At 42.4% G+C, this 23,862-nt stretch carries 18 protein-coding genes; 9 read left to right on the top strand and 9 right to left on the bottom strand.

The window, feature by feature from the left end; genetic code table 11:
• Positions 1-53: 53 nt before the first annotated feature.
• A complete protein-coding gene (gene urtA / locus L3V25_RS02365; protein WP_237293895.1) occupies positions 54-1,364 on the bottom strand; it encodes an urea ABC transporter substrate-binding protein in 1,311 nt (436 codons plus the stop codon).
• Positions 1,365-1,730: 366 nt separating this feature from the next.
• On the opposite strand from urtA, the gene L3V25_RS02360 reads away from it, so the two are divergent.
• Positions 1,731-2,309: a hypothetical protein gene (locus L3V25_RS02360; RefSeq protein ID WP_237293894.1), complete on the top strand. Its 579-nt coding sequence runs from the start codon at positions 1,731-1,733 to the stop codon at positions 2,307-2,309.
• 191 nt (positions 2,310-2,500) lie between these two features.
• Positions 2,501-4,252 (top strand): formate--tetrahydrofolate ligase, encoded by a 1,752-nt coding sequence (locus L3V25_RS02355; RefSeq protein ID WP_237293893.1) that lies wholly within the window; start codon positions 2,501-2,503, stop codon positions 4,250-4,252.
• Between the two features lie 147 nt (positions 4,253-4,399).
• Here L3V25_RS02355 and L3V25_RS02350 read toward each other — a convergent pair whose 3' ends face one another.
• Positions 4,400-5,980, bottom strand: a complete 1,581-nt coding sequence (locus L3V25_RS02350; RefSeq protein ID WP_237293892.1) for a BCCT family transporter — start codon at positions 5,978-5,980, stop codon at positions 4,400-4,402.
• A 989-nt stretch (positions 5,981-6,969) separates the two neighbouring features.
• On the opposite strand from L3V25_RS02350, the gene L3V25_RS02345 reads away from it, so the two are divergent.
• The gene (locus L3V25_RS02345; RefSeq protein ID WP_237293891.1) at positions 6,970-10,131 is read left to right on the top strand and encodes a glycosyl hydrolase family 18 protein; all 3,162 of its coding nucleotides are present in this window, start codon (positions 6,970-6,972) and stop codon (positions 10,129-10,131) included.
• A gap of 105 nt (positions 10,132-10,236) precedes the next feature.
• Here the strand turns inward: L3V25_RS02345 and L3V25_RS02340 are convergent, their stop codons facing one another.
• On the bottom strand, positions 10,237-10,593 hold the full coding sequence (locus L3V25_RS02340) for a RidA family protein (protein WP_237293890.1): 357 nt from the start codon (positions 10,591-10,593) through the stop codon (positions 10,237-10,239).
• Positions 10,594-11,047: 454 nt separating this feature from the next.
• Between L3V25_RS02340 and proV the strand changes: the two genes are divergently transcribed.
• The 5 genes from proV (at position 11,048) to yjjG (ending at position 15,888) form a co-directional block, all read left to right on the top strand.
• Entirely contained in the window at positions 11,048-12,235 is a 1,188-nt protein-coding gene (gene proV / locus L3V25_RS02335; RefSeq protein ID WP_237293889.1) for a glycine betaine/L-proline ABC transporter ATP-binding protein ProV, read from the top strand.
• Positions 12,236-12,240: 5 nt separating this feature from the next.
• Entirely contained in the window at positions 12,241-13,341 is a 1,101-nt protein-coding gene (proW, locus tag L3V25_RS02330; RefSeq protein WP_237293888.1) for a glycine betaine/L-proline ABC transporter permease ProW, read from the top strand.
• A gap of 102 nt (positions 13,342-13,443) precedes the next feature.
• Positions 13,444-14,436 (top strand): glycine betaine/L-proline ABC transporter substrate-binding protein ProX, encoded by a 993-nt coding sequence (gene proX / locus L3V25_RS02325; protein ID WP_237293887.1) that lies wholly within the window; start codon positions 13,444-13,446, stop codon positions 14,434-14,436.
• Positions 14,437-14,628: 192 nt separating this feature from the next.
• Positions 14,629-15,120 carry a MarR family transcriptional regulator gene (locus L3V25_RS02320; protein ID WP_089123859.1) on the top strand — a complete coding sequence of 164 codons (492 nt, stop codon included), beginning with the start codon at positions 14,629-14,631 and terminating at the stop codon, positions 15,118-15,120.
• Positions 15,121-15,213: 93 nt separating this feature from the next.
• Positions 15,214-15,888, top strand: a complete 675-nt coding sequence (yjjG, locus tag L3V25_RS02315; RefSeq protein ID WP_237293886.1) for a pyrimidine 5'-nucleotidase — start codon at positions 15,214-15,216, stop codon at positions 15,886-15,888.
• 208 nt (positions 15,889-16,096) lie between these two features.
• Here the strand turns inward: yjjG and L3V25_RS02310 are convergent, their stop codons facing one another.
• From L3V25_RS02310 to L3V25_RS02290, 5 genes are all read right to left on the bottom strand, one after another.
• On the bottom strand, positions 16,097-17,071 hold the full coding sequence (locus L3V25_RS02310; RefSeq protein WP_237293885.1) for a TauD/TfdA family dioxygenase: 975 nt from the start codon (positions 17,069-17,071) through the stop codon (positions 16,097-16,099).
• Positions 17,072-17,080: 9 nt separating this feature from the next.
• Positions 17,081-18,043, bottom strand: coding sequence for an aldo/keto reductase (locus L3V25_RS02305; protein WP_237293884.1), 963 nt, complete (start codon positions 18,041-18,043; stop codon positions 17,081-17,083).
• Between the two features lie 77 nt (positions 18,044-18,120).
• Positions 18,121-18,387 (bottom strand): PTS transporter subunit EIIB, encoded by a 267-nt coding sequence (locus L3V25_RS02300; protein WP_237293883.1) that lies wholly within the window; start codon positions 18,385-18,387, stop codon positions 18,121-18,123.
• Positions 18,388-18,441: 54 nt separating this feature from the next.
• Positions 18,442-19,731, bottom strand: coding sequence for a TRAP transporter large permease (locus tag L3V25_RS02295; RefSeq protein WP_136978741.1), 1,290 nt, complete (start codon positions 19,729-19,731; stop codon positions 18,442-18,444).
• Positions 19,732-19,801: 70 nt separating this feature from the next.
• On the bottom strand, positions 19,802-20,356 hold the full coding sequence (locus L3V25_RS02290) for a TRAP transporter small permease (protein ID WP_136978743.1): 555 nt from the start codon (positions 20,354-20,356) through the stop codon (positions 19,802-19,804).
• Between the two features lie 234 nt (positions 20,357-20,590).
• On the opposite strand from L3V25_RS02290, the gene L3V25_RS02285 reads away from it, so the two are divergent.
• Positions 20,591-21,475 carry a LysR family transcriptional regulator gene (locus tag L3V25_RS02285; RefSeq protein WP_237293882.1) on the top strand — a complete coding sequence of 295 codons (885 nt, stop codon included), beginning with the start codon at positions 20,591-20,593 and terminating at the stop codon, positions 21,473-21,475.
• Between the two features lie 262 nt (positions 21,476-21,737).
• On the opposite strand, the gene L3V25_RS02280 is transcribed toward L3V25_RS02285, so the two are convergent.
• Positions 21,738-23,744, bottom strand: a complete 2,007-nt coding sequence (locus L3V25_RS02280; protein WP_237293881.1) for an alpha-glucosidase — start codon at positions 23,742-23,744, stop codon at positions 21,738-21,740.
• Positions 23,745-23,862 lie beyond the last annotated feature (118 nt).

Here is a 23,862-nt window from a genome sequence, read left to right as displayed (position 1 = left end):
AAGAACCGAAAAAAGCCCCATTGAGTGTATAAAACTCAATGAGGCTAATCGGTTTATTTGGCTTCACCACCTAAACATGCTTTCGTTTGCGTGTTGTAGCTGCCACACATAATTGGCGCCGTCCAATCAGACACTAGGTGCTCAGAAGTTGGTAGGAAATCAGACCATGCATCGCCTTTTACTTCTTGTTCGGTTTCCCAAACCACATCAAATTGACCATCGTCTTGGATCTCACCAATCACAACTGGTTTAGTAATGTGATGGTTAGCTAGCATCGTCGCATTACCACCCGTTAAGTTTGGAACAGACAGACCCACAATCGCATCGCTGACTTTAGACGTATCAGTAGTACCGGCTTTCTCAACCGCTTTTACCCATAAGTTGAAACCAATATAAGTCGCTTCCATTGGATCGTTCGTTACGCGAGAATCATCTTTAATGTACTTATGCCATGTATCAATGAAGGTATCGTTCGCTTCAGAATCAACACTCATGAAGTAGTTCCAAGCCGCTAAGTGACCCACTAATGCTGATGTATCCATGCCAGAAAGCTCTTCTTCACCAACAGAGAAGGCAATCACTGGAATATCTTCAGAAGACATACCTTGCGCCGCTAACTCTTTATAAAACGGAACGTTAGCATCACCATTGATGGTCGAAACGACCGCTGTTTTCTTACCTTCAGAACCGAATTTCTTGATATTAGAAACGATCGACTGCCAATCAGAATGACCAAATGGCGTGTAGTTCACCATCACATCGGCATCCGCTACACCTTTGCTTTTAAGGTAAGCCGCTAAGATTTTATTGGTGGTACGTGGGTAAACATAATCGGTACCGGCAAGGACAAAGCGTTGTACGCCAAGCTCATCAATTAGGTAATCAACCGCAGGAATCGCTTGCTGGTTTGGCGCAGCGCCAGTGTAGAAGATGTTTTTCGAAGACTCTTGGCCTTCATATTGCACTGGGTAGAACAAGATGCTGTCGTTTTGCTCAAACACCGGCAACATGGCTTTACGAGAAGCAGAAGTCCAGCCACCAAACGTGACCGCTACTTTGTCTTTCTCAATTAGCTCACGCGCTTTTTCAGCGTACATTGGCCAGTTTGATGCTGGATCAACCACGACTGGCTCAAGCTGCTTACCTAGTACACCGCCTTTCTTGTTCTGTTCTTCAATCAGCATTAAAACAGTATCTTTTAAAGTGGTTTCGCTGATCGCCATAGTGCCAGAAAGCGAGTGCAGAACACCGACTTTAATTGTATCGGCCGCTTGTACGGTAAAGGCACAGGCACTAATTGCCGCAGTACCCGCCAACAGTTTAAGACGGGTTTTAAGGGATTTGTTATGCGTTTTGTTTTGCATGATAGATATCACTCCTTGATAAATAACCAATTAGGTATTGGTGGTATTATCAATAGAGCAAAGAGCGTGCCAGACAAATAAACACCTTACTTTACAAGCAAATAAAGGTATCAGCACAAATGAGAAGCAGACAAACGATCAATAATAGTGCGAAACATTCCACCGATTCACCAAAAAAGTGATATTGCTCGGAAGGCTTATGAAAGCGTTGAAATTACGCACTAGATTGGTGAAAGAGATCGTTAAATTAGATAAATCCACAGCACTATAAAATAAAATCACTCCATCAGTGCTCATCATTAATCGCAACGCAACAATATAAACATGGCATAATGCCGGATAAATATTACCGATAAGACTAACATCATGACTGAGCTCACTCTCACGCCCCAACAGCAAGCCATCGCCACTTTTAAAGCTAACCTTCACCTACCTAATGGTGGATTTCATAAGTTAATCGTTGAGCTGGCACGTGAGTACTTACTTCCATTCCAAGCGGTGCGAAAGGTGTTAAAGCAGTCTCAAAAAGTCGTTGAGAAGAAAATTAAGCACCAATTTAATGAAGTATCCGATTTCGACCTTACACAAGAAAACTGGCTCAATCTCATCCATGCTTCTCTTGCAGAACAGGCAAAAAGCAACCTGCCTGTGATGGAAAAATTACAACAAAGCCAGCTTTATCAAGATGCCATTCAAGCACTTTCGCAACCTATAGAGAATCAAGATCAGCGCGAAGCCGTACACGAACAATTAGCGATGACCTATGAAATAGAAGTGTATAAGCCTCTAGCCGAAATGCTGTATACCTCGATTTTATATTGGAAGTTGCCGGATGACTTATACCAAATGACACCCGAAAAGCAGCAAGAGTTTGACGGATACCCACAACACATGGAAGCGGTTAGGCATTTATTGGGGTTGAGTGAAAAAGTTAGCCTAAACTAGATAGCCTAGGCTTTTAGTTTCCTATATGTTTAGGAAACTAAGAACCCCCAATATTAATTGCTGAACGACTAGGAAGCAGTTCATAATAGCACTTTGATGCTTTTCTATTTATTTACCAATTTTCTTTATTTGTTTTACCGAATCATACCAACCAAATATTCAAACGCTGCGTTTGGTTTTCTGAGGTTTCAATGCTGTCTGATATCGAAATTTGTCAACAAACTCCACTTAAACCGATTAGTGAAATTGCTCTGCAAGCTGGCTTACAACCACATGAATTTACTACCTATGGCACGTATAAGGCCAAAGTATCGCTAGCAGCAACGCAACGATTAGCTGAACAGCCAGATGGTAAACTTGTAGTAGTCACAGCAATCACCCCAACTCCGCTCGGTGAAGGTAAAACCGTGACTACGCTTGGTTTAGCACAAGGTTTGGCAAAGTTGCAGCAATCGGTGATGGCTTGTATTCGTCAGCCATCAATGGGCCCTGTGTTTGGCGTAAAAGGTGGCGCGGCTGGCGGTGGCTATTCTCAAGTAGCTCCAATGGATGAGTTAAACCTGCATTTAACCGGTGATATTCATGCCGTGACGGCCGCACATAATCTGGCAGCGGCAGCCATTGATGCCAGAATCTACCATGAGCAGCGCCAAGGCTATGAAAACTTTGAACAGCGCACTCAACTGAAAGCATTGCGAATAGACAGCTCGCGCATCGTTTGGAAACGAGTGATGGATCATAATGATCGCGCGTTGCGAATGATCACGGTAGGACAAAACGAAGCAGGCAAAACCATTAACGGCTTTGAGCGCCAAGATGGTTTCGATATTTCTGCTGCTTCTGAATTAATGGCGATTTTAGCGCTGAGCCAAGATTTACACGATTTACGTCGCTGCATTGGAAACATTGTGTTGGCTTATGATCTTGATGGTCAGCCGGTAACAGCGGAAGATCTACAAGTAGCAGGCGCGATGGCCGTAACCTTAAAAGAAGCGGTTGAGCCTACCTTGATGCAAACTCTAGAAGGTGTGCCGACCTTAATCCACGCAGGTCCCTTTGCCAATATTGCCCACGGTAACTCTTCAATCATTGCCGATAATATTGCTACAAAACTTGCCGATTATACAATTACCGAAGGCGGTTTTGGCTCTGATATGGGATTTGAAAAAGCGTGCAATATTAAAGCGCAAGCTTCAGGTAAAGCGCCCGATTGTGCCGTGATCGTAGCAACATTACGTGGTTTAAAAGCCAATTCTGGGCTATGTAACCTACGCCCGGGGCAAGCCATTCCAAAGGACATTATTGAGCCCAATTCAGATGCGCTTAAAGCTGGCTTTGCTAACTTACAGTGGCATATTAATAACGTAAACCAATATGGCGTGCCAGCCGTAGTGGCCATTAACCGTTTTCCACAAGATAGCGATGAAGAGCTGCAACAATTGGTTGAACTGATACAAGCCCTACCTAATCAAGTCGAGGTGGCAATCAGTGAAGGCTTTGCCAAAGGTGGCGCGGGTACTCAAGACCTAGCTGAAAAAGTGATCAAACAATGCCAAGCTTCTCACTCAGCCTTCACCCCACTCTACTCAGCACAAGATAGCCTAGAAGATAAATTACGAGCCGTCGCCTTTAAAGGTTATGGCGCGGGTAGTCTCAGCTTAAGTGAAACTGCTAAAGCGCAGCTCACTCAATACACTCAACAAGGCTTTGGTCAATTAGCGGTATGTTTAGCAAAATCACCACTATCAATTACACCCGATGGCAATATCAAAGGCGCACCAACCGGCTTTGATGTGCCAATTCGTGAATTGAAATTATGTGCCGGAGCGGGATTTATTTACGCGCTATGCGGTAATGTGATGACCATGCCGGGACTACCCGACAAACCTGCTTTCATGAATATTGATATCGATGAAAACGGCGAGATTACTGGGTTAAGCTAACTTTTTCGCTCAGCCACAACTATCAAGCCTATAGAGACAAAAATGCCAGTCAAAGAATCACTCTGACTAGCATTTTTAATATCTACTTTTTAAAGCAACTTCGACTAGAAGACTATTCCTAAAAGCTTTGTTCGAGAAAGAACGCTCTTAGAAACCCTGCTGTTTCGCCATCTTCATCGCAATTTGTGGCGCGTTCCAAAGAGATGGTAACAAAATAAACGATACTGGCACTGCGGTGATCACAATGAAAGATTGCAACGCAGAAATGCCGCCCGAGCCTAAAGAAATCAGAATCAAGGCAGTCACGCCCATCATCACGCCCCAAAAGGTACGGATAAAGGCATTCGGTTCCGTTTCACCACTTACCACCACGCTAATGGTATAAGTCATTGAATCGCCAGTCGTGATAATAAACACGGTAGTCAAAACGATAAACAAAATAGAAACCAAAGTTGGCATTGGGAATTGTTGAGTGATCGCAAATAGTGCACCCGGAAGATTAAAACCTTCAAATGCCCCACTGATACTACCTGGGTTTGCAATTTCAAATGCTAAACCACTACCACCGATGATCGTAAACCAGAAACAAGTCGCTAAAGGCGCGATCACGCTAATAGTGCCAATCAGTTCACGGATAGAGCGGCCGCGAGAGATACGTGCGATAAAGATCGCCATCATCGGGCCATAACCTAAGAACCAGCCCCAGAAGAAAACCGTCCAGCCACTGAGCCAAGCTTCATCACCACGATAGGTCGCCATTGGGATGAAGTTATCAATCATAGTGCCCACACCTTGAATGTAACCATTGAAGATGAAGTTAGTTGGGCCAAAAATCAGAATATAAAACATCAATGCGGCGGCTAAAATCACGTTATAGCGACTTAACATTTGCATGCCTTTATCCAAGCCGCTTAGAGCCGACAAGGTATAAAGTACAATCGCAAATAAAACGATGATCATTTGAGTGGTAAAACCATCAGGCACAGCAAATAACAAGTTCAATGCATAGCTAATTTGCAGACCCAGAAAGCCAATCGGCCCAATCGTACCTGCTGCCACTGCAATAATGCAGCATGCGTCAATCAACGCACCTAGGTGACCTTTTAATGCTCGTTCACCCAGTACAGGGTAAAGCAAAATTCTTGGCTTAAGCGGTAGACCTTTATCATAATGTAAGTGCATGACCACTATCGTCGTTAAGCTGCCGACAATCGCCCAAGCTAAAAATCCCCAGTGCATAAAGGCTTGAGAAAGTGCATTAATGGCACGTTGCTGAACATCGTCAGTGGCACCATAAATTGGTGGCGCACTCACAAAGTGAGCAATCGGTTCAGCCGCCGCCCAAAACACACCTCCACCAGCCAGCAACGTACAAAACAAGATCGCCATCCAGCGAAAGTTGGGTAATTCCGGGGTATCAATACCGCCCAACACCACTCGACCAGTACGTCCAATCGCAAGTGCTAGACCAATAAGAAAAGTAAGAAGCAGTAAAATTTGCCAAAATGGACCAAACACTTTTACCGACCAAGCGAAACCGACATTCACTAGGTGAGACAATATTTCACCATCGAATAACGCTAATACAACGAAAAGCGCAATAAAACCACCGCTATACCAAAGTACAGGGTTGTTCAGACCTAATTTGTCTGAGGTCGATACAGGTTCTTGAGTTGCAGAATTATAAGTTGCGGAGGGAGATTTTATCGAGTTGGTTAAATCAGACATTCTGACTCCAATTTTCTTTGCAAAACAACCACAAAGTTCTAAAGAGCTTTGCATTGCAAAGATGTATTTACACCCGATGTCATCCTTTCCAAACAGGCAGCGTATCTTTAACTGCTAGCAGGTTCACTCTAATAAAGAGAATAAAACCTAAGCGCAGTGAAATTTAGCCGCCTAAGGGTATAGATTTATGCCATAAGTGCAACCGATGCGATTTATTTATTAAAGCTATAGATTCTCATCACTTACCATTCACAATCGGTATTTACCCCAATGTAATGATGATAAAAACCACAGCAAGATATTGATCTTCATCACATAAAACATCAACATAATCCATCAAGCAAATACTAAGCTGCCATCTTAGCTATCAGGTGAATACAAAAACAGAAAAAACAACAGTTAACGAACTTAAGATAAATTAGCCGAACATAACAACACGATAACAACATCTCACCAAAATGCGGTCACTTTTCACCCAAACAGTAAAAACACAACTCAAGCGATTAAAAAACAAACAACCCTATCGATAATTTCACCTTCAATACTTTTAAAAATACCTCCACTCAACATATTTCAATTTATAAATTAACTATCACTGAACTAGGCTACTTTTCAGATCTCGAATATGAAAACCATATTAACTATTGATTTATATATAAAATAAAAACCATTTCTTATTTTCAGCCATCAATACTCTCAAGGCTTATTGCCAGCCACCAGCTAAAAACCATTTAACATATTGATTAAACGTGATTTATATCAAAAAACAGAAATGTCAGGATAAGTCAAAACATGTCCTCAAAAGCAATTTTCAATGTCTTGTTGCATAGAATTTGGAGAATTTTTCGAGTCGGTATCGAATTCTCACAAAATTTAAGTGTGTATTACGTCAATTATCCTACAGTTGTTTCGCAGGGGAATGAAAGTTCTCACCTTCAATAAAGTTAGAAAAATTTAATTTTATAACAACAAGTTAAGGATAATTTATTATGGCTATAAATCGAAATAGCTTAGGGAAAAATGCCTTTAGGCTAAGCGCTTTAGCCGCTTCATGCCTAATGGCGTTTAACAGCTACGCCGCTGTTGATTGCGGATCATTAGACTCTTGGGATGCCGGCACGGTTTACAATGGTGGTGACCAAGTACAACAAGATAATAATGCCTATAGTGCAAAATATTGGACACAAGGTAATAGCCCTAAAGAAGCTGGCGAATGGGGTGCTTGGGCACTGGTTGATGCTTGTACCACTGACGTTGTAGACAATGAAGCGCCAACCGTTGATCTTACCTCTCCAACCGCAAGTACTTCACTCACTGAAGGTGATGAAGTGACATTAACAGCCAATGCAACCGATAGCGATGGCACCATTGCTCGCGTTGATTTCTTAGTCGATGGTGACGTGATTGGGCAATCAACCAGTGCGCCATTCTCAGCCACTTGGACAGCGGTTGCCGGTACACACTCCTTTAGTTCAATTGCTTACGATAATGAAGGCGCGCAAAGTACTCAGAGTACAGTCTCGCTTGAAGTACAAACCTCTCAAACTGACGCTAACCAAGCTCCAAGTGTGTCTGTCGCACTTTCTAGCAGCAGCGTAACCTTAGGTGAAGTGGTCACATTAACCGCCACTGCCGCAGACTCAGATGGCACTGTAGATAAAGTCGACTTTTATGTTGGTGGCAGCCTAGTTGGAACCGTCGCATCTTCTCCATACACTCTTAACTACACGACGACTCAAACTGGCTCTGTTTCTGTTTTTGCTAAAGCGACAGATAATGAAGGCGCAACCACAGACTCTGCTGCGGCAAGCTTACAAGTGACAAGCGATCAACCCGTTGCGGCAACTTGTCACCCAGATGGCCTATATCAAACCGAAGGCGTGAATGTGCCTTACTGTAATGCTTACGATGAAGAAGGGCGTGAGTTAATGGGTGCCGATCACCCTCGTCGTGTTATCGGTTACTTCACTAGCTGGCGCTCGGGCGATAACGATCAAGCGGCTTACTTAGTGAAAGATATTCCTTGGGAACAATTAACTCACATTAACTACGCGTTTGTTAGCATTGGTTCTGACGGTAACGTTAATATTGGTGACGTTAACGATCCTGAAAATGCCGCGGTGGGTAAAACTTGGCCGGGTGTTGATGTCGATCCAGCACTAGGCTTTAAAGGTCACTTTGGTGCATTAGCAACTTATAAAGAACGTTATGGCGTGAAAACCTTAATCTCGATTGGTGGTTGGGCGGAAACCGGTGGTCACTTCGCCGATGACGGTTCACGTGTTGCTGATGGTGGTTTCTACACCATGACGACCAATGCGGATGGCTCAATCAACCATGCTGCAATTGAAAAATTTGCCGATTCTGCTGTTGAATTAATGCGAAAGTATAAATTTGACGGTTTAGATATTGACTACGAATACCCGACTTCAATGGCTGGTGCGGGTAACCCTTACGATAAAGACTTCATGGAACCACGTCGTGAACATTTGTGGGCTTCATACCAAGTATTAATGAAAGTGTTACGTGAGAAAGTCGACCGCGCATCAGAAGCAGACGATAACTACTACATGTTAACCATTGCTGCACCATCATCTGGTTACCTACTACGTGGTATGGAAACCTTTGATGTGACGAAATATCTCGATTACGTCAACATCATGACTTACGACTTACATGGTGCTTGGAATGATCACGTTGGTCACAATGCCGCGCTATACGACACAGGTAAAGATTCTGAGCTTGCACAATGGAATGTTTACGGAACTGCCGCTTACGGTGGCATCGGTTACCTAAATACTGACTGGGCTTACCATTACTTCCGTGGTTCTATGCCAGCTGGCCGAATCAATATTGGTGTTCCTTATTACACCCGTGGTTGGCAAGGCGTCACCGGTGGCGATAACGGCCTATGGGGTCGCGCTGCACTACCGAACCAATCTGAATGTTCAGAAGGTACTGGTGAAGGCGAGAAAAACAACTGTGGCCATGGTGCAATTGGTATCGACAACATGTGGCACGATACTGATCCGAAAGGCAACGAAATGGGCGCAGGCTCAAACCCAATGTGGCATGCGAAAAACCTAGAGAAAGGCATTTGGGGTTCTTACGCTGATGCTTATGGTTTAGATCCACAAAACGATCCAACCGATGTACTCACAGGTACTTATACTCGTCATTACGATGAAGTGGCGGTTGCGCCTTGGTTATGGAACGCAGAGAAACAAGTCTTCCTATCAACCGAAGATAAAGAGTCCATCACCACCAAAGCGCAATATGTTATCGACCAAGGTATTGGCGGTATCATGTTCTGGGAACTGGCGGGTGACTACAGCTGTTATGTCCTTGATGAAAATGGCAACCGTACAAGTGTCGATCTAACGGAACAAGCGTGTGCATCTGGCAACGGTGAATACCACATGGGTAACACTATGACCAAGACCATCTATGATGAGTTTAAGTCAGCAGCGCCTTATAGCAACAAAGTGGCAACCGGAGCAATGCCTGACCAAGTCGTCGATATTTCAGTCAGCATTGGCGGATTTAAAGTGGGTGACCAAAACTACCCTATCAATCCGAAAATCACCTTCACCAACAACACTGGTCAAGATCTGCCAGGTGGAACCGAATTCCAGTTCGATATTCCAACTTCTGCGCCAGATAATGCCAAAGACCAATCTGGTGGTGGCTTAGCGGTGATTAGCTCAGGTCATACTCGTGCGGATAACATCGGTGGTCTAGATGGCGACATGCATCGTGTTGCCTTCACTCTACCAACATGGGAAGGCTTAGCCGCAGGTGAGAGCTATGAATTGGATATGGTGTACTACCTACCAATTTCAGGCCCAGCCAACTACACCGTAAATATTAATGGTGTGGACTACGGCTTTAAGTTTGAGCATCCAGAACTGCCATTAGGTGATATTTCATCAAGCACTGGTGGTGGCGATAATGGCAACGGTGACGGAACTTGTGATAGCGCAGGACTGGTTACCTACCCTGATTTCCCTCAAACCGACTGGCAAGGTAACCCAAGCCACGCTAACCAAGGTGACAAAGTCATCAACGACGGTGTGGTATACCAAGCAAACTGGTGGACATCATCAGAGCCGGGTAACAACGCTGACTGGACAAAAGTCTGTACTCTATAAGCTTAAGCCCGAATAGATAAGACAAAATAAAACCAAAACGCACGCCGATATCAAAATCGACGTGCGTTTTTATTTTTATAACCTAGTTCGTTAAGAAGGATAGGTTTAATCTTTCTTTAATGCCGCTGTGACTATCAATTCCACTTTTAATTCTGGACGCGCCAATTTTGCTTCACCGCACGCACGAGCTGGAGCAAAACCTTCTTCAAAAAATTCATCCCAAACGGCGTTCATTTCTTGAAAATCAGCCATATCCGCAAGCCAAACGATAGTTTGTAGTACATGCTGCTTATCCGACCCTGCTTCAAGTAATAAAGTCTCAACACGGCGTAATGCTTCTGCAGTTTGTTCAGCAACACTCGTTCCTGCAACACCCACTTGGCCACAGAGATAAACCGTCTCGTTATGCACAACAATTTTACTCATTCTTTGATTGGTTTGTTGGCGATCAATTGTTCCCATGGCTACTACTGCTCCTAATTAATAATTAAAAATAACGAACTTGTAAAATTCAAAAAATATCCGTTCGCTTAAAAAAAATATCCGTTCGCTTAAATAGTTTGATGACAGAATAACGGATTGATAAAAATATTAGTATACCCACCTTTCAATATCTAAATCATACTTTGCATAAATAATTTCAGCCTGAACATTTGAAATTTCAATACCATAAATATCGGGCATATTGAATTCAACATTCTGCATTCATAACCTTAAACTTCAGCTACTTACCTTTATTCAGTAAAAACTTTCTTGAACCCAAAACACCCGACAATAATCACAGTTTTGTTAATTACATCAACTTGTGCGCTTTGTCTAACTTTTGCAATTTCATGACAAATTGTTTAGGGTACTAAACAGTTTGCAAAGCATTTGTGTATTAGTTTTGCAAAAAAATAGCCAAGGATGCTAAATAATGACAACGAAATTAGAAGTAAAAAACCTCTATAAAGTGTTTGGCGAAACACCCGATGAAGCCTTTACTCTCATCGATAAAGGTTTAGATAAAGATGAAATTTTTGAAAAAACTGGCCTCACTGTTGGGGTAAAAGATGTTTCACTTTCGATTAATGAAGGAGAAATATTCGTCATCATGGGCCTTTCTGGCTCAGGTAAATCCACCTTAGTTCGACTATTAAACCGTTTAATTGAGCCTACTCGTGGCCATGTATATTTAAACGGTAAAGACATTGCGGTTATTTCGGATGAAGAATTACGTAATGTACGACGCAATAATATCAGTATGGTTTTCCAAAACTTCGCCCTAATGCCACACATGAGCGTGATTGAAAACGCGGCTTTTGGCTTAGAACTTGCCGGCGTTGATTTGGATAAACGTAATGATGCCGCACGTAACGCACTGGCACGAGTAGGTTTAGAAAGCCAATGTGAATCCTATCCTGATGAATTATCTGGTGGTATGAAGCAACGTGTTGGCCTTGCTCGAGCTTTGGCGACAGACCCAGATATTCTATTAATGGATGAAGCCTTCTCAGCGCTCGATCCCCTTATCCGTACTGAAATGCAAGATGAGCTTATTCGTCTACAAAATGATGACCGACGCACTATTGTCTTTATCTCGCATGATTTAGATGAAGCAATGCGTATTGGTGATCGTATTGCCATTATGCAAAACGGCGTGGTGGTACAAGTCGGGACACCCGATGAAATACTGCAAAACCCAGCCAATGACTATGTAGAATCTTTCTTTAGTGGTGTAAACGTTGCTGATGTTTATTCCGCCAAAGATATTGCACGTAAAAAACCTGCCGCGGTATTTAAAAAAGGTGAGACCGATGGCCCTGCAGCCGCAATGCAAATTCTATCGGATCATGACCGCGATTATGGTGTGGTGGTTGATAAAGCCAATAAATACTCAGGAATAGTGTCACAAGACTCTCTAAAAGCAGCCTACAAAGAAAAACGCCCTCTTAGCACTGCGCTATTAGAAGGCACCCTTTCTTTACATGCTGATACCCCAGTTAGCGAACTGATCAGCCAAGTTGCTGAAGTACCTTATGCGGTACCTGTAATCGATGACGACGGGACATATCACGGGGTTATTACCAAAACCCGTCTGCTTCAAACTTTAGATAGAGAGTAATTATTATGACAACTGAAACAACCGTAAGTGCAGCGCAAGCCGCTGATCCATGGGCTTCAGCTGCCTCAACCACATCAAGTGATCCTTGGTCAACCGCTAGCTCTGCTGAAAGTACTAGCTCATGGCTGAGTAACGCGCCAACTCAACCAATAGACCAACCTATTGATTGGGCTCACCCGTTTAAAGATGCGGTGATCCCATTCGATCATTGGGTTGAAAGTGGTCTTAACTGGCTAGTTATGCATGGTCGCCCTGTCTTCCAAGCCATTCGAGTGCCTATTGATTTCATTTTGACCTCATTTCAAACCGCCTTGGTCTCAACACCATCGCTAATCATGATCGCGTTACTCGTGCTAATCGCTTGGCAACTTGCCGGTAAAAAAATGGGATTTGCAACGTTAGTATCGCTGGCCATTATTGGTTTTATCGGTGCTTGGTCGGAGGCGATGGTGACATTGGCTCTGGTTCTCACCTCGGTCTTTTTCTGCCTATTAATCGGCCTCCCCATGGGAATATGGTTGGCCCGTAGTCAATCTGCAGCCAAAGTCATTAGGCCGATACTTGATGCAATGCAAACCACACCAGCCTTTGTGTACCTAGTGCCAATCGTAATGCTGTTTGGTATCGGTAACGTACCGGGCGTAGTGGTGACGATTATCTTCGCCCTACCGCCAATCGTGCGTTTAACTATTTTAGGTATTCAACAAGTACCCGAAGAGCTCATCGAAGCCGGTCACTCATTCGGTGCTAGCCCGAAACAAATGCTGTACCGAATTCAATTACCACTGGCGACACCGACCATTATGGCGGGTGTGAACCAAACCTTAATGCTATCGCTTTCAATGGTAGTAATCGCATCAATGATTGCCGTTGGTGGTTTAGGTCAAATGGTATTACGTGGTATCGGTCGATTAGACATGGGTCTTGCCGCAGTTGGTGGTTTAGGGATTGTGATCCTTGCCATCTTGTTAGACCGCCTAACCCAAACCATTGGCATCGCATCACGCGATAAGAAAACCCGCTGGTATGAAACTGGCCCAGCATCACTGGTGTATCGATTAACCAAAGGAAAACCAAGCAAGTCTGATGATATTAAGGCTTCTTAATCCCGACTCAAGTTCAGCTCCACCGCTGGAGCAATGAATGTTCCAGCGTTCACAAATAAGCGTAAAAAAGAAAAAACAGGAGAAATGATGAAAACAACACGGATGAAAACTTTACTTACGACTACCCTACTGGCTTCTGCAACTTCGTTTGCCGTCAATGCTGAAACCCTACCGGGTGAAGGCGTGAGTGTACAACCTATTCAATCGACAGTTGCAGAGGAAACATTCCAAACGCTGATCATTGATAAAGCACTCGAAAAACTTGGCTACGATGTAAAACCGATTAAAGAAGTGGATTACAACGTAGGCTACACCTCAATTGCCAATGGCGATGCAACCTACCTAGCGGTTAACTGGGCACCATTGCATGATGATAAATACAAACAAGCCGGTGGCGATGATAAATTCTATCGTGAAGGCACTTATGTCACAGGTGCAGCACAAGGTTACTTGATTGATAAGAAGACCGCCGACAAATATGGCATCACCAATATTGGTCAGTTAAAAGATCCAGAACTGGCGAAGTTGTTTGATACCAACGGTAATGGTAAAGCTGACCTAACAGGTTGTAATCCGGGTTGGGGTTGTGAAGAGGTGGTCGCTCACCAAATGAAAGATTTTGGTTTAGAAGGCACTATCGATAACAACCAAGGTAACTACGCGGCGATCATCGCTGATACCATTTCTCGCTACAAAAACGGTGAGTCGATTCTTTACTACACATGGACACCTTATTGGGTAAGTGGCGTATTGGTTCCGGGCAAAGACGTAGTATGGCTAGAAGTACCTCATTCATCTCTACCGGGTGACCGTAGCGATATTGATACCACACTACCAAACGGTAAGAACTACGGCTTCCAAATGAACTCTATGCACATCATTGCTAACAAGCAATTCGCACAAGAGAACCCAGCGGCCGCCAAACTGTTTGCTATTATGAAGTTGAATATCAACGATATCAGTGCTGAAAACCTAATGATGCAAAAAGGCCAAAACAAGCCTGCAGATATTGAAGCGCATGCTAATGGCTGGATCAAAGCACACCAAAAGCAATTTGATGCTTGGGTAGCCGAAGCAAAAGCCGCCGCTAAATAATCATGACTCAACGGTAATCTATCAAGCTGCCACCTTTGGCAGCTTTCTCTTAGGCAATCAGTAGAGCAAGGAAAAAGCACTTAAATAGCACGTTTTTTCGTAAGATAAACAATTCACCACTTAAACGTAATTAATCCTTTGCGCACATAAGGAAATAATGTATTTTCTGCTCTCCAAAACAGGGGCAATAACATGGATAAACACGAAGAAGTTCTGATCGCCATTCGACAAATTATTCGCGCGATCGATCTACACTCACGACAACTCAATAAAGAGCTTGGTTTAACTGGGCCACAACTCCTCCTCATGCGTTCAATTCGTGACTCAGGTGAAGTAACGATCCGTCAGTTATCCATGAACACCAATATGAGCCAAGCGACCGCGACGACCATTATTGATCGCATTGAAAAACGTGGTTTAGTTCAGCGCCAACGCAGCCAGCTTGATAAGCGTAAAGTGCATGCCTACTTAACCGAAGAAGGTGCAGAGCTGCTAGAAAAAGCGCCGCTACCATTGCAAGATCACTTTATTCAGCGTTTCCAAAATCTCGACTCATGGGAACAATCGCTACTGCTTTCATCGGTACAACGTATTTCAAAAATGATGAATGCAGCCGATCTTGATGTAGCACCGCTATTGGAAGTAGGTAATATCGCGCACCATCAAGGTACGCCGAGTAGTTAATCTAAAACGTTACCATTCTTACTGTTTTCATTTCCTAGGCAGTGTTTCAAATTCCTGCCTTTTAATACTTATCTCATATCATAGGAAGCAACCATGAAGTACGACTGGATTTTCTTTGACGCCGACGAAACCCTTTTCCATTTTGATGCATTCAAAGGCATGCAATTGATGTTTTCTCGCAAAGGCGTCGACTTCACAGCGCAAGATTTTGCCACTTATCAAGAAGTGAATAAGCCGCTTTGGGTTGATTATCAAAATGGCGATATCACGGCCGACCAACTCAAGCACACTCGTTTTGATTCATGGGCGCAGCGACTAAACACCACGCCAGCGGAACTGAACTCTGCATTTTTAGAAGCCATGGCTGATATTTGTTCTGTTTTACCCGGTGCCAAAGAGTTAATGGAAGCGATTACGGGCAAAGCCAAAGTTGGCATCATTACTAATGGCTTTACCGATTTACAAGCGATTCGACTGGCTCGTACTGGAATGGATAGCTACATAGATCAAGTGATCATTTCAGAAGAAGTCGGCATGGCAAAACCGGATAGCATCATCTTTGAACATGCTCTACAGCGCGCGGGTAATCCATGTAAATCTAAAGTGCTGATGGTCGGTGATAACTTGCATTCAGATATTCTTGGCGGCATCAATTTCGGGATTGAGACTTGTTGGCTAAATCCACACGGCGCAATGGCAACCGATGGCATTACTCCACACTACACCGTGAGTTCGTTAACCGAATTACAAGCGATTTTAGAAGCATAATACCGTCTTCAAATATCAGTGAACCAAAACGACAGAGCCACCGATTCTCTATTCATATCAAAATAGAAAATCGGTGGCTCAATGTTTAATTCTCAATAACGTCAAACAACCTATTATTACTCCAATACTTAGTGAGAGATCGATTGATTAACTTTCTGCTCGGTATACCAAATAACCACCGAGTTCCCCAATCAAGTCAAAATAGTGATTATTTACCCAAAACAACCATTACTTTGCGTTTCTTATCACCAGAGAAAGGGCGACGACCATGCATAGCAAGATTGTTATCGACTATCACAACATCTCCTGCCTGCCAATTAAGGTCGAATGTTAGATCCGCTGATATCTTAGAAATGACTTCTAAAAATGACTTAGGGATGTCAGTGTCATCACCAAAACAAAGAGCTTTCGACGGATTATCTTTTACTCCTTCCCAACCTTCAAATGCTGCGATAATTTGATTAAAGAAAACCTTACGACCATCAGAAATTGTTTTTATACCAGGAAGTGCAGCCGTTTGAGCTAGTAAATCACCGTTTTCTTTCCACACCCAAGAATAACCTAACTCTTTCAATTTAACTTCCGCTTGCTGTTCATTATCAACACTCAACGTGCTCAACCAACTGCGGCCTTGAGCTGATTCCGCACAATCACCACCAGGCATTGTGGTTGTGTACTTAACCCCAACTTCCTCCAACTTATTTGTAAGCTCAGGTTCAATTTGAATAAGTTCGTTGTAAATCATATCTGAACGACACAAAACCGTTGCTCCCCCCTGTTCAGCTGGACTTTCACAAAATAATGAAATCCGGTTAGGGTAAATTGGTGTTTGTGCCATTTCATTATGTAGGTGAATTGGGAGTTCTTTAGGCCCTTCATTTGCCGTAAAAACAAACTCCGTAAAGTTGATACGAACCGCATTCGATAATGACTCTTTGTAAGTAAAATTGTCATAACCAAATGAAGCAAAGAAGGCATCGTAGCTTTCAGCATCAATAACTGGGAAACCTCGAAATAAAAGAGCCCCTGTACATTTTAATTCTGCTTCTAAGTGCTCACGATTCTCTTCTACCCACAACTTAGCTTCTGCCAAGGTCTTAACAGAGCCATCATTTTCAATAACCGTTGGGAAATTACTTACTTTAAATTCGAATGCTGGTGACATTTTGTTTAACATGCTCATGTTTATCCCTTAATCGTAAATTGGTGTGAAATGGTTAAATGCGGCTTCACAAAAGTCCCCAGGATCATTAAATCTGCGGTTAATATTCAATGCTGATATTGACGTCATTTCACTTTCAGTTAATTCAAAATCGAATATTGAAAGATTCTCCTTCAAGCGCTCCACCTTAGAGCTCTTTGGAATGATGGTGCAGCCACGCTGAACCCCCCAACGCAAAACCACTTGAGCAGGAGTTTTGTTATGGTTTTTAGCTGCGCCACGCACCACTTCTTGCTCCAATACAGACTCCAATTGATCAGCCATATTTAGCTCTAGATAAGACAATGCACCAAGTGGCGAAAAGGTTGTAACTGAAACGCCATAATTTTTAGCAAGCTTAATTAATCGCTCTTGTGTTAGATATGGGTGAGACTCAATTTGTAATTCACTCGGCTTGATTTTTGCGTAAGCCATAAGGTCATGTAACAACCCTGAATTGTAATTACACACTCCAATATGTTTAACTAATCCGGCCTTAACAAGATCTTCCATTGCCTGCCAAGTTTCAAATAAAGGAACAGGTTCTATCATCATCTTCGGCTCATCCGCTTGAGGATCAAAAATCCATTCCGGAGGGTAACGAGTCTCAAATGGTACATATGGTTGAGCGATAGGAAAATGAACGAGATAAGAGTCAAGGTAATCCAAACCTAGATCTTCAAGTGTGCGTTCGAGAGCTAGACGAACATGCTCAGGTTTGTGATAAGTATTCCAAAGCTTTGACGTTACCCAAAGCTCCTCACGCTTGACTAGTCCATCTTGAATAGCAGATCTAATCCCCAGACCAACTTCCTTTTCGTTCCCATAGTCACACGCACTATCCAACAATCGATAACCAATTTTTATTGCGTCATAGACTGTTTGTGCACATTGGTCTTTCTCAATCTTCCACAAACCCAAACCTACTTTAGGGATTTCATATTTATCGTTCATTTTTATCCTACCTGCCTTCTTTTGCTATTTTTGTTATGAACTTAATTTCCATTTACTATTGTTAATCGGCCTGATCATCACGAATCGACTATTTCTCTTAATTGTTCAGCGATTTCATGCACATTAAGGAATACAACCTGAATATGATTATCTGGCAATCGAATAAACCCAAGCGCACCTTGCTTACGCAATGATTTGTCATCAATGAGCTTAAGATCTCTTATCTGAATTCGAAGTCGCGTTGCACAATTATCAATGTTCCCTTTGACGATATTATCCGCCCCACCAAGAGCTAAAATTATCTTGGATGCCTTAATCTTGATGTCACCTTTATCTCTGATCATATCAACCTCACAATTTGAAAAGCGCCCTAGCACAACGTTGATTTCAAGCTTTTGTCACATTATTCCAACTAGCTTTGGAAGACCTATCACCAATTGAGGGAAGCATGAAATAACAAAAATAATAGCCATCTCGACGAACAGGAATGGGATTATCTTCTTAGATATTTCCGAAATAGGTACCTTTGAAACACCAGATGCAACGAAAAGAACCAAGCCCATCGGCGGAGTAGTTAAACCGATTGATAAGTTTGCAGTCATCACAACACCAAAATGCACAGGATCAACACCAGCACTAATCATGATTGGCGCAAAAATCGGAGCAAAAATTAAAATTGCAGGGCCAGCATCCAAGAACATACCAATAACAAACAACAGCACATTGATAATCGCAAACAACAAGTACGGGTTATCCGTAATGCCAACCATAAAGTCAGCCACAGTACCTGAAACACCAGACAAGCTGATCACTGAAGCAAAACCACTTGCGGCTGCGATAATGATAAGAATAGAGGCCGCATTCACTGCCACTTTTGCGAACAATGCGTAAGTGACTTTTATGTTAGTTGCACGAATAATAAAAATAGATACGAAGATAGAATAAGCCACAGCAACCGCTGCCGCCTCCGTTGGCGTGAACACACCACCGTAAATACCACCTAAGATTATAATAGGGGTCATTAAAGGAAGAATCGCTAACTTGAACGCTTGGTTACGCTCCATTGCTGGTGCCTTCTCCATTGACTGAACTGAAGGATACTTACGGATCTGATAGCGATTCATCACCATTAAACCGAGACAAAAAATAATTCCAGGAGTGACACCTGACAAAAACATAGCAGAAACAGATGTGTTCATTACAAACGCATAAAGAAGCATTATTCCCGAAGGAGGAATGATGTTCCCTAGCACGGTAGCCGCTGCTGTCAGTGCTGCTGCATACCCAGTGTCATAGTTGTACTTTTTCATTTCTGGAATCAACATCCCTCCAATAGCAGAGGTTGCTGCTACAGCTGAGCCAGTTAATGCACCAAAGAGCGTCGAAGCAAGAATAACCACATGACCCAAACCACCTCGAAGGTGCTGAACCATAGTTTGAGAAAAAGCGATGATACGCGGTGTAATACCGCCGATCGTCATACATTCCCCTGCAAGCATGAAGAATGGAAGCGCTAACAGTAGAAAGCTGTCCAATCCTGAATACAAACGCTGGTAAAGCATATTGGCGAACAACATTTGATCATTCTGAAACAGGCTTATTATTGGCGAGAGCCCTAAAGTAAAAATAACAGGAACGCCAATTACTAACAGCGCCAGAAAATATATTAAGAAAACCGGTGACATCATGTTCTGTTCCTTCCCTTAGAAGCAAATTTCAATTCAAGGTGATACGCTTTTAATCTGTATGATTTTCGATTTAGAGAGATTCAAACATCCTTTCTGTCTCACTTATCTGAGATACGTCTTCAAAATCACCTAAAAGAGCACGCAAGCAAGCAATAATTTTTTGAATTGCATATAACATAGTGACAACCATCATTATTGGCGGTGCTATATATACGAAGTACATTTGGATTGGCAAACTATCTGCATGTACCGATCCTGTACTTAAGAACGCCCAACCGAACTTAACCCAAATAGCAAACACAAGGATCGCGGCTATATGGCCGATAAGAGACAATAAAGCGAATATACGAGGAAACTTTTTCTCAACAATCTCCGTCACAAAAGTCATCGCTATATTTTTATCGGTTAAATAAATAAAAGGCAGGCACAGGTACGTCATATAAATCATCAAAAATCGAGACAGCTCATCCGTCCAACTAAGAGGTAAATTAAATAAGTAGCGGAATAGCACCTGCCCAAAAACCACCACCACCATGATAAGCAATAAGATGCCCGCCGTATGACGGAGAAATTTCGCTAATGGCGTTGTGATGACATTGAGAGATCTTTCAATAGTTCGTAACATAGAATTCCTGTTTGGTTAATTATAATAATGATTAATACCATGAACGCGTATGCTGATTCTCCATCTAAAACTTAAACAAGAAAGAAAGGCTTGCAGGAAAGCACCTATAAAAGAAATTAAATAGAACTTTCACCGGCATCCAACTTGTTACAGTTATGCTGCATAAAAGTTACTATAAATCGCTCATTAAATTAGTTATAGTGAAACAAATTCAATTTTCGATTCCAGAATAGAATGGATATAGCTTTACTTCGCACTTTTTGCCAACTCGCTGATGACAAGAACTTTCGAGTCGCATCAGAACACCTTCATATAAGCCAGTCTGCGCTGACAAAAAAAATGAAGCGTCTTGAAGATAACCTTAATGTGGTGTTGTTTGATCGCGGCCGACATGGCGCAGAATTAACCCCAATGGGTAGAATTTTATTGCCAGAAGCGAGACGTCTCTTAAAAGGATTTGAGTCTTTTAAGAGATTGTCTACATTTGTTGCAGAAGGAACATCCGGTCATTTAAATATTGGCTTTGGTATTTCATCTCTCCACGAAGCCCCAAATTACATAGCTCGCTTTAAGCAAGATCACCCAAATGTGCATGTCAGCTTAAATGACTACCCATCCCATATTCTTACTGAAGAGATGCTACTAGGTAACTTACAACTTGGCTTTGACCGACTACCTGTGCCTCCCCCTTTAAAAGCTATCCCACTTTTTTCAGACCGCCTAGCAATAGCCATTCATAAAGATGAAGTAGTGAATGAAGATAATCTATGGGCATCACTAAGCCATATTAACTATCTAGCACTCAGTCGAGGTAAGAATCCGACAATGAACAAACATATCACCTCTTACTTATGGGAGGTACAGCAACGGCCACCAATTGCCGAAGAAGCTGATGATATCATTACATTACTCGCCCTTGTTTCTGCACGACTAGGCTACACAATTATACCGGCTAGTGTTGCTCGGATTAGCCAGCCAAAAATCAGGTTTATCCCATTGACTGGCGAGCATGCCGAATGGTCAGTAGGCCTATCATGGAACTCTAACTTTGTTGATCCAGCAAGCCTAGCTTTCATTCAAAGTGTCGAGAATAATATCAGCCCCGATTGCGATGACTAATTCCCTATAGAGAATCACCAGTAGAAACCAAGTCACCTCAATTAAGGATAAGAGTGTCAACAAACAAACCCAACTCTCTGCTATATCGGATGATATCTAAATTTCGATAGTAAATATTCGTACACTTTGACACAGAACCTCTACCATCAATATTAATTACATAGCTTCTAGATTAACTACGCCCAAGTCCTTGTGATTGATCGTTCTAAACAAATCTAATCACGACTTGGGCATTTAGTTTATTTATCATCCACAGCTCAGCTTAAATATCCTTAAGCCCTGATAAAAGTGCTATATCTTGTGAACTTTTTCGATAAAACACCGGGGGCTGACCAATAGGTGCATCAACACTAATCCAACCACCAGTGAAAGTTTCCCCACTCCACACATGAACCCATTGATCTTGTGGTAGATAAAGCTCCTTAGTCAACTCACCTTGGTTATATACTGGAGCTACTAGCAGGTCACGCCCAAACAAGTATTGGTACTGGATGTTGTAAGCCTCCGTGTCATCCTCGTAGTGCATAAAAAGAGGACGTTGAACCGGTATACCTAGAGAAGCATTTTCCTCGACTGCCGCTTTTATATACGGCTTAAGATATGCGTAAATCTTTGTCATACGGGCAAGATGATCGATAGTCTCAGAATCAGTATCAAACTGATGGTTATCATCAGGGCGGTTACCTTCATGACTACGCATAATAGGAGTAAATGCTGCCATTTCTGCCCACCGCTGAAATAATTCTTTTGATCGCTTATTTCCATGCAACGTGGTGTATCCTCCAATATCACTATGACTGATTCCATTCCCCATTAACCCAGCGGAAAGTGCTGCTGGAATAACTGACGCTAGCCCGTCATCTTTCTCCCAAATCACTGATTGATCACCTGCCCACAAAGCATGACAATAACCTTGTATTCCCGTTGTGCCTGCGCGCATAAAAAAGAGAATATCATTGGTCTTTCCTGCTTCTTCAATTGCTTCATGCTGTACTTTAGCCCAGCGATAAGGCCACTTGTTGTGTTCAATCTCAGCACTAACACCATTATGTAAAGAACAATCTGTTGGTAAATATTCACCAAAATCGCCCATCCAACCATCAAGACCAAAATCTATCAAGTTTTGCTTAATAACACCTTTGTACCACTCGCACGCCTCTGCATTTGTAAAATCAACGACACCACAATAGAACTCGCCAAAATCAACCAAATATTTTGAACCATCCTCTTTTGTTGCCAGGTAGCCTTTCTTTTGTGCTTCTTCATATAATGGGAAATCAGATAAAACGTACGGGTTTATATACCCAAGAAAGCGAATACCATCTTCTTTCATCTTATAGATCTTAGTATCTAGCTCTGGATATAACCCCTCATTCCATTGCCAATCCCACTGCAAACGCTTACCAAACGATGTCTCTTTAATACCTTGCCAGTCCTGACACCAAACACCAGACACTGCAACCCCTGCTTCTCGAGCTGCTGAAACTTTATCTAATGCAACCTTAGTACCACCTTGAATCCCTAAAATCACCCCATCATAAACCCACTCAGGTAAAGCAGGTTGGCGACCAAACACATCAGTAATATTTGTCATAAGCGCAGGAAAGGATTCCTCTGAATCTAATAAGAGGTATTCTGGAATACACCAACAGTGTAATTCGTGGTATTCATGATGAGTGAAATCAAAATCAGCATACGCTGTTGTCTCGAGGTGACAAAAATATTTCTTATCAGACACGAACGTAGGTTGAGGGTAGTTAGTAGTGTAATAATCACCACCAGCTTTGTCGTTCACATCCGCTTGCCACGTAGTATAGGTATTTTTATTTCGACCAACACCAGGCTCCGAACTCCATAATGGGAAGTTCTTGCCTCGCAAGTTAAGATGGCTTAACTGTTCACCACAACCATAAACCATTTCATTTTCTGTAGCAGGAACACGAATCCAAAAGCGATTATACTTAGCGACCAAACTGGCAAATTCAATTTTCAATCGCGCCTCAACAGTTTCAAAAAACCTCACTTCAAGCACTGGCTCATTATCAAGAATAAAAGTCACAACAACGACATTTGACTCTTCAACAATCGATAATTCCTTTAGTGGCAAACGTTCCGAAACGTAATCAAAAATATCAAAGTTACCTCGATACATATCAAAAGTACCTTGACCAATACCTAGATATATCGAAGGATTTATTTTTGAATGTTCGAATACAATTCTATTTTTGTGGCTAATAGTAAAACCGGTTGTAGTTTGAAAAAATTCCATTTAAATAGCTTCCAAAATTGAAAAATATAATATTAAGCACATAGGAATATGTTTGTTCTTTTGTACTGCTGTTTTTAAAATGATGGGCATGAGCACACCAAGAGTGCGCTCACTTTAA

The organism is Vibrio sp. CK2-1 (genome assembly GCF_021726515.1).
Lineage (GTDB): Bacteria > Pseudomonadota > Gammaproteobacteria > Enterobacterales > Vibrionaceae > Vibrio.
This window is presented reverse-complemented; position numbering and strand designations above follow the sequence as displayed.

Bases quoted from the DNA above. Each gene is read 5' to 3' on its own strand.
- L3V25_RS02305 (WP_237293884.1), bottom strand. From the start codon at position 18,043: ATGAACGATAAATATGAAATCCCTAAAGTAGGTTTGGGTTTGTGGAAG.
- urtA (WP_237293895.1), bottom strand. From the start codon at position 1,364: ATGCAAAACAAAACGCATAACAAATCCCTTAAAACCCGTCTTAAACTG.
- L3V25_RS02355 (WP_237293893.1), top strand. From the start codon at position 2,501: ATGCTGTCTGATATCGAAATTTGTCAACAAACTCCACTTAAACCGATT.
- L3V25_RS02350 (WP_237293892.1), bottom strand. From the start codon at position 5,980: ATGTCTGATTTAACCAACTCGATAAAATCTCCCTCCGCAACTTATAAT.
- proX (WP_237293887.1), top strand. From the start codon at position 13,444: ATGAAAACTTTACTTACGACTACCCTACTGGCTTCTGCAACTTCGTTT.
- proW (WP_237293888.1), top strand. From the start codon at position 12,241: ATGACAACTGAAACAACCGTAAGTGCAGCGCAAGCCGCTGATCCATGG.
- L3V25_RS02285 (WP_237293882.1), top strand. From the start codon at position 20,591: ATGGATATAGCTTTACTTCGCACTTTTTGCCAACTCGCTGATGACAAG.
- yjjG (WP_237293886.1), top strand. From the start codon at position 15,214: ATGAAGTACGACTGGATTTTCTTTGACGCCGACGAAACCCTTTTCCAT.
- L3V25_RS02320 (WP_089123859.1), top strand. From the start codon at position 14,629: ATGGATAAACACGAAGAAGTTCTGATCGCCATTCGACAAATTATTCGC.
- L3V25_RS02300 (WP_237293883.1), bottom strand. From the start codon at position 18,387: ATGATCAGAGATAAAGGTGACATCAAGATTAAGGCATCCAAGATAATT.
- L3V25_RS02295 (WP_136978741.1), bottom strand. From the start codon at position 19,731: ATGATGTCACCGGTTTTCTTAATATATTTTCTGGCGCTGTTAGTAATT.
- L3V25_RS02360 (WP_237293894.1), top strand. From the start codon at position 1,731: ATGACTGAGCTCACTCTCACGCCCCAACAGCAAGCCATCGCCACTTTT.
- proV (WP_237293889.1), top strand. From the start codon at position 11,048: ATGACAACGAAATTAGAAGTAAAAAACCTCTATAAAGTGTTTGGCGAA.
- L3V25_RS02290 (WP_136978743.1), bottom strand. From the start codon at position 20,356: ATGTTACGAACTATTGAAAGATCTCTCAATGTCATCACAACGCCATTA.
- L3V25_RS02340 (WP_237293890.1), bottom strand. From the start codon at position 10,593: ATGGGAACAATTGATCGCCAACAAACCAATCAAAGAATGAGTAAAATT.
- L3V25_RS02310 (WP_237293885.1), bottom strand. From the start codon at position 17,071: ATGAGCATGTTAAACAAAATGTCACCAGCATTCGAATTTAAAGTAAGT.
- L3V25_RS02345 (WP_237293891.1), top strand. From the start codon at position 6,970: ATGGCTATAAATCGAAATAGCTTAGGGAAAAATGCCTTTAGGCTAAGC.
- L3V25_RS02280 (WP_237293881.1), bottom strand. From the start codon at position 23,744: ATGGAATTTTTTCAAACTACAACCGGTTTTACTATTAGCCACAAAAAT.